At 45.8% G+C, this 9,941-nt stretch carries 7 protein-coding genes and 1 other RNA gene; all 8 read right to left on the reverse strand.

Features of this window, described 5'->3' with window-relative positions:
• Nucleotides 1-6 precede the first annotated feature (6 nt).
• Complete coding sequence (locus EHN07_RS14990; RefSeq protein ID WP_244202417.1) at nucleotides 7-1,446, reverse strand: coiled-coil domain-containing protein; 1,440 nt, start codon at nucleotides 1,444-1,446, stop codon at nucleotides 7-9.
• On the reverse strand, nucleotides 1,446-1,892 hold the full coding sequence (locus tag EHN07_RS14995; RefSeq protein ID WP_000708540.1) for a three component ABC system middle component: 447 nt from the start codon (nucleotides 1,890-1,892) through the stop codon (nucleotides 1,446-1,448). The genes EHN07_RS14990 and EHN07_RS14995 overlap by 1 nt, the downstream gene beginning before the upstream one ends.
• Nucleotides 1,889-3,052 carry a hypothetical protein gene (locus tag EHN07_RS15000; protein ID WP_223271244.1) on the reverse strand — a complete coding sequence of 388 codons (1,164 nt, stop codon included), beginning with the start codon at nucleotides 3,050-3,052 and terminating at the stop codon, nucleotides 1,889-1,891. Before EHN07_RS15000 ends, EHN07_RS14995 begins: the two co-directional genes overlap by 4 nt.
• A 250-nt stretch (nucleotides 3,053-3,302) precedes the next feature.
• Nucleotides 3,303-4,532: an integrase domain-containing protein gene (locus tag EHN07_RS15005; RefSeq protein ID WP_124024887.1), complete on the reverse strand. Its 1,230-nt coding sequence runs from the start codon at nucleotides 4,530-4,532 to the stop codon at nucleotides 3,303-3,305.
• Nucleotides 4,533-4,697: 165 nt separating this feature from the next.
• Nucleotides 4,698-5,061, reverse strand: a transfer-messenger RNA (tmRNA) gene (gene ssrA, locus EHN07_RS15010).
• A gap of 58 nt (nucleotides 5,062-5,119) precedes the next feature.
• Entirely contained in the window at nucleotides 5,120-6,283 is a 1,164-nt protein-coding gene (locus EHN07_RS15015; RefSeq protein ID WP_124024916.1) for an HlyD family type I secretion periplasmic adaptor subunit, read from the reverse strand.
• Between the two features lie 7 nt (nucleotides 6,284-6,290).
• Nucleotides 6,291-8,486, reverse strand: coding sequence for a type I secretion system permease/ATPase (locus EHN07_RS15020; RefSeq protein ID WP_124024888.1), 2,196 nt, complete (start codon nucleotides 8,484-8,486; stop codon nucleotides 6,291-6,293).
• Nucleotides 8,483-9,889 carry a TolC family outer membrane protein gene (locus EHN07_RS15025; RefSeq protein ID WP_124024889.1) on the reverse strand — a complete coding sequence of 469 codons (1,407 nt, stop codon included), beginning with the start codon at nucleotides 9,887-9,889 and terminating at the stop codon, nucleotides 8,483-8,485. Before EHN07_RS15025 ends, EHN07_RS15020 begins: the two co-directional genes overlap by 4 nt.
• Nucleotides 9,890-9,941: the final 52 nt, after the last annotated feature.

Consider the following 9,941-nt stretch of genomic DNA (forward strand, 5'->3'; position numbering starts at 1 on the left):
TATTTATCAAATCAAGTGTTTTTTTGCCTTGTTGAATATCGGAGTTGCATCCTCAAATCCTTTTAAAGGCATCCGTTTGAATATTTCCTTTATTTTTCCGTTCAGTAAACTCAATGTATATTCTTTAAAGGCATTATTATCTGTTATCTTGCTTTCTAACTCATTAATTTTAGTAGTTATCTTTTCTATAGTATCAGTATAATCATATTTAGGGAGAACAACTATCCGTTTAATTTCAGAGCTGAGTTCACCCATGAACCGATAAAGCTCGATTGGTGTGATTTTTTCATCACTAACAGTTGCAAGTTTTTTACTCAAGGATGATATTTTAAGTTCTAACTCTTTTCTCTTAGCATTTGTTTTTGATATGAGTGAGTTTTGTCCTTTTTCGGCTATAGCCTTTTTTATCTCTGAGCTTTGGTTCAATAAGGATTTAATGATTGAATAGATGTTTTTTGTATATAATATTTCGCTATAATTATCATCTAAATATTTGGCTATTAAAAGAGAGTCTTGGTTGTCTTTTAAAAACTTCTTATATTCAGTATTTGTTTCTATATATTCATTAATGTCTGTCAGTTCTTTTTTTAAGAGGAAAAGTTCTTTTTCAATTTTTGTTCTTTCATTAATTGCTGGGATTTCGTTTATATTCTTGTAATTAACTATCGCTTTCAAATTTTCAAGTTTATCACTTACAGTTGGTTCATTCTTGCTGTTTCCACTTATTAAACCAAAATAATACGCCCTGTCGTATAATGATTCTATTTCACTTTCGAAATTGAAATAAGAGTCTTTGCTAGCCGACTGTTTATATTCGATACGAGCAAGATTCCTTTGTAATTCTTCTAACCGCGTTCTCATTATCATAGTTTCGGCGTTTTCACTGCCAAGAGCCATGTCAAAGGTTCGGTCAATACGCTCTCTTGTCTTTAAATCAGAGATTTTCGAATAAAGATGTTCTGAAGAGGTTAGTGTTGTTTGATCTATAAAGCAATGCGGGATAAAATATCTATAGGATACTTTTGACCCTTGTTGTATGAATCTACCACCATAAGGGATTTTTAGAGAACTATTAATACCAAACTCATAATTCAGATGTTCTTTTAAAACATCCTTTTTGATATTGTTAATAGGGATTTGTGGAATGTCTCCATTTTTGTCAAAGTAAACTAGATCATCTTCTTCAAAGTGTGTCGCTTTTCTACAAATAGTGAAATATTTACCGTTTATACTTAATCTAATCCCATACCAATTTACAAAATTATCGACATTTGTTTTTGATATACCATCAGATGATGAGGATAAAAGGCAATAATCAATGATAGCCAGTATTGAGGATTTCCCTTTGCCAGAATCACCTGTTATTACATTTACCTTATTTTCCTCAAGTTCTAAATTCCTCAAGGTTGAATCAATTTGCCATATTAAAATATTAGTAATCTGCATTATAATCTAACTCCACAAATGTCATATATATTGTGTGGTTCTTCTAATAATAAACGTGCAACATTTATAGATGCTGCCTGTATTTTTACGGCTCTTTTGCCAATAAACGGGATCGCATTATCTAATATTAACTTGTTTTTAAATGCTAATTTACCGTGTTCTAATTCAGCTATTCCATTTTCAAGGCACAATGAAACACAATTAACTGAGGATGGAAGGAAATTATAGAATCTTTTATTTATGGATACTATTATTTCGGGCTTGGTTAATAGTAGATCTTGAAAAGATAGTGTATTGGTTCTCTTGTGGGCAAGGTAATCTAAGCTTTTTTTATGAAATATAATTGGTAAAATTAGCATTGCATTGCTTATTTCAATATTTGATGCTATTGATAACACCTCTTGCAAAGAGAATATACCCAAAAGCTCATTGTTATATATTTTCATTTATAGACTGACTCCCAGTTTTGAAGCCATCCTATTTTGGGCTTATCTGAAAGGAGCAAGAACGTTCCTGTAGTCATAGATTTAGGTAATTGATTTTTATCCAACACAATATTACAGTTTCCTGTCAATTCAGTATAGACAGAGAAGGCTTTATTAAGATGATCTTCATTTATTTCTGTAAAACGGCTTCGTATATACGTTGCTGAATGACGTGATTGCCATTCATCAAGCGCTTTTAGATATATTAGTCTTTCTTCTTGAGTTGTTAAATCTCCAGAGCTTTGCAATTTTTGAATGAAAGCTTCTGTTTTGGCCATTTCATTTATATATTTTACGATTGAATCGCTATTCAAATCCAAATCTTTGAGTTGTTTGTAAGATATCTTTGATTCAACGTTAGTTGGGTATGCAGATTCAAAATCGTAGTATTGGTCGAAATTATTTATACAATTTCTTGAAATTTGAATAATCCTATCTATTCCCAAATTATTTCGAAAATCATCATAACTTATATTTATTTTGGTGTGATTTTTAACCAAATCATATTTATGTTTAAAAAAAGCACCTGAAATATAATTAAAAGCATCATCTATTTTATCATCAGGGATTGCTAATGTTTTTAGTAATGTTTTTATTTGGCGGATGATCCCATCTTCGCTATGTTGAAAACTTATACTATTAAATAAACGTTTAGAAGAATTGCTATCGAGTGAGTTTATGATAGAAATATACTTATAGAGGTCATCTGACTTATTTTTATGATCTTGTTCTATCTTTTCTATTTCATCTTTTATTTTTTCAATGTCCTTAGTGTCGTTAGTCAAAAGTTGCACGATACCAGGCTCTAAGGTAAGACCTTTGTTAGTGTAAAAAATAAGGCTAATGCTTTTGTCGCCTATGGTCTTAATCGCCTCTGACCAATTATATAATGTTTTCCATAAGTCTATGTCTTTATTAGTTATATTAGACTTGTTAATTGAATGTTTAACTTGAACCAAAGTTTTATGACCCTCGATGCTCTCAAGATGGAGATCGTCATAAACTTCAATCCCAATGTGTTCTTCTGGTTTAAGCTCTAAGGCATGTTTTAAAGCAACGTAATCTTGATAGGTAAAACCTATTGAATTTTTGTCAGCATTAGTTTTTTCAAAGAAATCCATATGGTAGCCCACTAAGGAAACAAGCAATGAAAGCATAAAAAAACATCAGTATCTTTTTTTCACCATATCAAACACTAAAAACATATGGAAGCATACGTATCAAAGTTTAGTTATATAACCTTATGTTTTTATACTGGTTTTATGTACATGTGCGCTTTCAATCCGATGAGAATGTTTTAGCTAAGGGGCATTCGTCAGCATATGGGCTTTCCAGGCTATCCCTATCCTTCTTGCTAATCCCCTGTATCAGTCAAGCAGCGATAGCTTTAGCTCTTTGAGTTTGAACGTAATCACTCCACCATTGCATCAAACTCTGTCGTTCTATCAGATATTCTGCACGATTGTATGCTGCGATAATTTCATCTTTTTTAGAGTGGGCGAGTGCTGCCTCAAGAACTTCAGCTCTGAACTTACCTGACTCCTCTGCCGCTGTTCTTGCAATCGAACGCATACCGTGAGCTACAAGTTCGCCTCCAAACCCCATTCGGATAATAGCTGCGTTGGCTGTTTGTTCATGCATATGATTAAGAGGCGCTTTAATGCTGGGGAAAACCCATTCTCTATGCCCACTTATTGATTTCATTAATTCAAGGATGTGCAAAGCTTCTTTACTCAAAGGAACTTTGTGAGGCTTTTTCATTTTCATAAAATCAGCAGGAATGTTCCAAATGCTGTTGGTTGTATCAATATCAGACCACCTTGCACGAACGGCTTCACCCGGACGAACCCATGTCAACAATTGCCATTCAATTAGCATACGTGTTTCCAACCGGATTGAAGCATTCGTCAAGGATTCCATAAACCTTGGCAATTCGCTTGGGGGAAGGGCAGGCATATTTTGCTTTTTTGGTTTACTGAATCTTTGGCCAAGGTTGTCAGCCGGGTTGAACTCAATAAGTTCTTCAGTGGCTGCCCACCGGAAGATTTCATTCAGACGGGAAATGATGCGGCGTAGAGTTTCCAACACCCCTCGTTGCTCAATAGGATCAAGGTGTTGTTTTAAGAGCTTAGGCCGGATCTCATTGATAGGGACATTACCCAGACCAGGAAAGACATTTCTCTCTAAGCTGCGCCAGATGTCTGCTGCATGGTCTTGTGAGATACCTGATGTCTTTACCTTCTCATCTAACCATTTCCGCGCTACGGCTTGGAGAGTGTGCTCAGTAGCACTCTTTAATGCCTTCGCCTTATCGTTGTTATGGATTTGTGGATCAACACCATTTGCCAGAAAGGAAAGATATTCATCACGTAAGGCTCTGGCTCTTGCCAGTGTAAGGTGAGGATAGGTCCCAAGGCTCATTTTGGTTCTTTTTTTACTCACTGGCACTGCATACCTGAAATACCAATTCTTCTTTCCTCCTTTCGAGAGGGGAGCAATTCGTAGTATCAAACCATCTCCGTCAAACAAGTTGATTTCTTTGTCGGCTGGCTTGGTGCTTTTGATTTCAGTGTCAGTGAGCTTCTTAGCGATTTTTGCCATTTTGGGACCCTCGTTTTTTGGACCCTTCTTAGTGGGTCCCATTCAGGGTGCCATATGTGATAGTTCTCAGCAATTCTCACTGGACGACAATAGACGTAAAAAAGCCCGCAAAGCTTGTGCTATGCGGGCTTAGTAGACTTCATTGTACTTCAAACAACTAAAAAGTGGTGGAGCTGGGGGGAGTTGAACCCCCGTCCGAAATTACTACGCCGTCGGTACTACATGCTTAGTCTATCTTTACATTCGCCGGGCAACTGCGGGTAGACACGCCATTACCAAACTATCCTGATTAGTTTTAATGCTTCAACCCCAGGCAAGGTTTCCACACGATCTCTTTTGGGTTTGACTTCTCTTTGATCCCCGTCTTAAGAGCGGAAGCTAGGGAGAGAAGGCTCTTAGCAGGTTATTAAGCTGCTAGGGCGTAGTTTTCGTCGTTTGCGACTATTTTTTTGCGGCTTTTTACGAGGCAAACCGCCCCTCGGCATGCACCTTGGGTTTCGCGAATCCCGTCGAATCCAGAATCAGCCCCACAAGTGTCAGGCGGAGTATAACAGAGATGTATCATGGGTTACCACCCCTCAACCCGGTTAACGTTCACGCAGCGCTTCACTGGCGCGGTTAAACGGTTTGATCAGGTAATCTACGATGGTTTTCTGCCCGGTTTTTATATCCACGCTGGCCACCATTCCCGGTGAGATAGAAAAATGGCGTCCGGCTTTATTTTCCAGAAAGTCCTGGTGGGTGCGGATAAATACCCGGTAATAGACGATTTCCGGTTTCACTTCGTCCTGGATAGTGTCCGGCGAGATAGTTTCAACTATACCTTCCAGGCCGCCATAAATGGCGTAATCATAGGCGGTGACTTTCACCAGCGCGCGTTGGCCGGGGTGAATAAACGCGATGTCACGCGGGGAGAGGCGAGCTTCAATCAGCAAGCGATCGTCAACAGGCACGATTTCCATCATTTCACCGTTAGGCGGGATAACGCCGCCAATCGTCGTCACCTGAATATTTTTTACAATACCGCGCACCGGCGAGCGTACCGTCATGCGCGATACCGAATCTTCGCGGCCTTTGATTATCGCCGATAGCATATCGACTTCGGCATTAGCTTTGGAAAGCGCCTCGCGCGCCTGCACGTAATACTGCGAACGCAGGTCGGTAATTTTGAGTTGCAGGTCGCTTTTTTGCCGCTGTAAACGCAGAACTTCAACGTTACTGGCCGCGCCGCTTTTCGCCAGGCGTTGGGTAATCGCCAGCTCTTTATTTACCGAAACCAGCGCGTCTTGTATGTCGGATGCGGAGTCGTTGAGCTGTGCACGGCGGCTTTTATACAGGCGAGTTTCGGACGCAAGAAGATCCGGCCAGGCTTTGAGCGAGTCGGGGAATACCAGCGGCAGGTCGTTCACTTCTGCGTTAAGCCGCACGCTGGAGGCCAGCGACGCGCGGTAACGGGCAGCGCTTTCGCCAACGTTGGATTCGGAACGGGTCGGGTCGAGGCGGGCGACGATTTGCCCGGCTTCGACCTTATCGCCTTCGTGTACCAGCACTTCGGTGACGATGCCTCCGTCAAGCGACTGCAAAATTTGCTCACGCGAACCGGGAACCACTTTCCCGGTGCCGGTAGACACTTCATCAAGTTTGCCAAACCATGCCCAAATGCCGAACAAAATAAAAAGTAAGGCGCTTATGATAATGATGCGGCTGGCGCCGGAAAATTCATTTTCACGCTTCATATCCGGGTCATCAATGGCGATATCAGGCTGACTGGTTTTCATTTTTCCACTCCCGCTCGTTTGCCTGTACGGTGGCGCGGCTGTTGTTACTGTTACTTAGCGCTTGAGCTTTCGGCGCATCCATCACCAGCTGCCCCTCCTTCAGAACCAGCACCCGTTCCACAAGTTCAAGCATCGGTACCCGGTGAGTGGCGACAATTAACGTGCGATGCCCCAGCCATTGCCCCAGGCGCTGAATAAATTCGCGTTCGGTGTGGTCATCCAGCGAGGCGGTAGGTTCATCAAGTAACACAATATTGGGGGAGCGCAACAGCATACGCGCCAGCAAAATGGACTGGCGTTGCCCTCCCGATAACCCCGTCCCGCCTTCCATAATGGGGTGCGCGAGTCCTTTTGGCAGTTGTTTAACAAAATTACCGGCACCGCTTATTTCCAGCACCTCGAAGATCTCTTCGTCACTGGCATTCGGTGCGCCAAGGGTAAGGTTTTCGCGCAGCGTGCCGTAGAATAAGCGGGCGTTCTGGCTCATAAAACCGATGTTGCGCCGCAAATCCGCCATATCAATTTGCGTCATGCTCAGATTGTCGAGCCGCGCATCGCCGCGGATCAAATCAACGCCGCCCGCCAGCGCCTGAAGTAACGTTGATTTCCCCGCGCCGTTGCGCCCGAGCACCGCCACGCGCTCGCCCTGCTGAATTTCGAGATGAGCAATGCGCAAAGGGATACGCTGGTCGTCGCTGTGGTAGCGAAAATGCGCATTTTCAAACAGATAATGGCCGTGGAAAATATCCTGATGCACCAGGCTTTCGCCGCGTTGGGTTTCGACGGGCAATTGCATAATGCTGTCCAAGCCTTGTTTTGCCGCTTTGACCTGCTGCCAGCGAGCGAGCACGCCGCACAGGTTTGCCATCGGCGCAATCATGCGCGATGCCAGCATGGATGCGGCAACCATCGCACCGGTGGTCATATCGCCTTCAATCACCAGCGGTGCGCCGAACAAAATCACCGCCGCATACACCAGGCTTTGAATAGTGATGCCCCAGCTGATTAACCCCTGTGAAAGCTGGCGCGTACGCAGGCCGGACTCTGCCGTAATGCGAATGTAGCTGTTCCACTGCTGCAAAAAGCGGTTTTCCGCCTGCATCAGCTTGATGTCTTCCAGCCCCTGCACGCTTTCCACTAATACAGCGTTGCGTAAAGTGGCCTCGTGCGCCGACTGATTGGCGAGCATCGCCAGTTTTTTTTGCAGCAAAAGGCCGGGCAAAATCATTAATACCACCGCCACGGGGGCGATCCACGCCAGCTGCGGGGCGATAACGGCCAGCACGATGATGAACATAAAGAAGAAGGGGAGATCGACGATCGTCGAGATCGTCGATGAGGTGATCATTTCTCGGATCTGTTCGAGTTCGCGAAGCTGGGAAATAAAGCTGCCGGTGGAGCGGGGAATAGCGCTGTTGCGCAGGCGTAATGCGTGGCTGAACACGCGGTCGGAAATGCGCATGTCCGCACGTTTACCGAGCACGTCCATAATATGGCCACGCGCCACGCGCAGCACAAAACCAAATATCACCGCCAGCAATACGCCGGACGCCAGCACATACAGTGTGGGGTAAGACTGCGCCGGGATCACGCGGTCATAAACCTGCATCGAAAAAAGGATGCCGGAAAGCGACAGCACGTTGATCAAAAATGCCGCCAGCATCACCGGGCCGTACGGGCGCAAATCCTGCATTACCAGCTCTTTGAGCCAGTCCGGGCTGAAGCGCGAAATATACGCATCAACACGGCTGTCTTTGAGTGCCGATAGCGGGCGAAGTGCAGCCACAAAACGGATTTCAGGCAGCAGGCTGGCGAGCGATACCCGGTTGGTCTGGCGCTGGTCGTCAATCACACAAATATCGACGCTATCTTCGCCGTCGAAATGTTCTATAACCGCCAGCTGCCCGTTGTTCAGACAGGCCGCGATCGGCAACCGCCATTTGCCAATCGCCCGTTCCGGGGTGCTCAGCATGTGAAATGAAAGCCCCGCCTGGCGCGATAGCTGCGTCAGCGCTGAAAGCATGTTTTTGTCTTTAAACCACGGGGCGTTGGCCTGAATAGTGCCGGGTGAGCAGACCACGCGGTAATGCGCGGCGACGTGGCTAATCAACTGCGCCCAGTGGCTCAGCGATTGTTCGTTCAGGTGTTCATCAACCGGAGGCGGGATTTTGCTCATGGCTGGATCTCCAGCGACTGGATAATGCGGTGCTCCAGGCCAAATGCGTTGCGCAATCGCCCGCTGTTATACAGGCAATTGAGCTGCAATTGATGAAGCTGGCTGAGGATTTGTCGCTGGGCGAAACGGGCCTGGAAAACCTCCTGTTCCGCATTCAGCACGTCAAGCAGCGGGCGGGAACCTAAATCCAGATATTGCTGCTGGTAAAGTTCGCGGGTACGCGCGCTTAACGCTTCCTGGCGCTGCAACACCTGAACCGCTCCCATCAAACCAAGCGCCTGGCTGCGCGATTCCATCAGTTTCTGGCGAATGTCCAGCCGGGTGCGCTGCACGCCAGATTGCGCCGCTTCCACCGCGTGGCTTGCCGCCTTGCGCCGCGCCGTTAAGCCGCCACCCTGATAAATCGGCATTTCAACTTTGATAAACGCGGAATATTGCGTGCGGTCGAGCACTTCATGGCTGGCATATTTATCGTTGAGGTAGTGCTGAACCTGCGGCTCAAGCGAAATGGTCGGCGTCATTTGCGCGTTGGCGTAATCGAGATTCGCCTGCGCCACGCTTGCCTGCGCCCAGGAGGCTAAAACGGCAGGCACTAAGCGGTCGTCGGGTTTGGTGATCTCACAGCTTTTGGCGAGTTTATTCGGGAATTCGTTGCTGATGCCGTTGAGGTTGTTCCAGCCCAGCCAGCTCATTAATGTGGCCTGGGCGCTGTCGAGATTGGCCTGATATTGAATCAGCTGCGATCGGGCGGATTCAATACGCGCGTTGGTTTGCACCACGTCTGACATCGACGTCGCCCCTTCGTCGTTGCGCTTCTCGGTTAAGCGGCCAATAGCGCTCAGGGCATCAAGCTGATCTTTGGCGATAGTGACCATTTGCTGCCACATCTGCGCCTGAATCATGGCGTTAGCCGTGTCGTGGCCAACGTTATCAATGCTCACCAGCACGTTCGCCTGCTCCTGGGCTACGCCCGCGCTTTCGGCGCGTACCTGGCTCGACACTTTGCCGAAGTCGTAAAGCATCTGCGAAACGGAAAGCACCAGCGACGGGCTAAAACCGCTGTCGGTATAACTGTTGCTGTAGCCGTTATTCATGCCAGCCGTGACTTGCGGGTAGTACTTTGATTTTGCGACGTTAACCTGTTCTGACTGCCCGGCCAGCTTGCCGATGGCTTCATAAATGCTCGGGTGCCAGCTCACCGCACGGTTCACCGCATCGTTGAGGGTCAGTGTTCCTGGCGCCGGGGCGTTTAGTGGCAGGCTGGATGAGCCATCAAGCGCCGGTAGTTGTTGCTGCTCAGAGAGCGCCTGAGTGCTTATGTATTGCGTCGTGTCATCGGCATGTCCCTGAGCAACAAGCAGGTTACATGCAAGCCATAAAGCCACGGACTGTAATTTTCCCATAGTTCATCCCTATTAAATGGCACTACTTTTTCTTGTTCCCCGGGCGTCTGCG

The organism is Buttiauxella warmboldiae (assembly GCF_003818135.1).
Classification (GTDB): domain Bacteria; phylum Pseudomonadota; class Gammaproteobacteria; order Enterobacterales; family Enterobacteriaceae; genus Buttiauxella; species Buttiauxella warmboldiae.

Coding starts and splice junctions, on each gene's coding strand:
- EHN07_RS14990 (WP_244202417.1), bottom strand. CDS start 1,446: ATGCAGATTACTAATATTTTAATATGGCAAATTGATTCAACCTTGAGG.
- EHN07_RS15020 (WP_124024888.1), bottom strand. CDS start 8,486: ATGAGCAAAATCCCGCCTCCGGTTGATGAACACCTGAACGAACAATCG.
- EHN07_RS15025 (WP_124024889.1), bottom strand. CDS start 9,889: ATGGGAAAATTACAGTCCGTGGCTTTATGGCTTGCATGTAACCTGCTT.
- EHN07_RS15000 (WP_223271244.1), bottom strand. CDS start 3,052: ATGGATTTCTTTGAAAAAACTAATGCTGACAAAAATTCAATAGGTTTT.
- EHN07_RS14995 (WP_000708540.1), bottom strand. CDS start 1,892: ATGAAAATATATAACAATGAGCTTTTGGGTATATTCTCTTTGCAAGAG.
- EHN07_RS15005 (WP_124024887.1), bottom strand. CDS start 4,532: ATGGCAAAAATCGCTAAGAAGCTCACTGACACTGAAATCAAAAGCACC.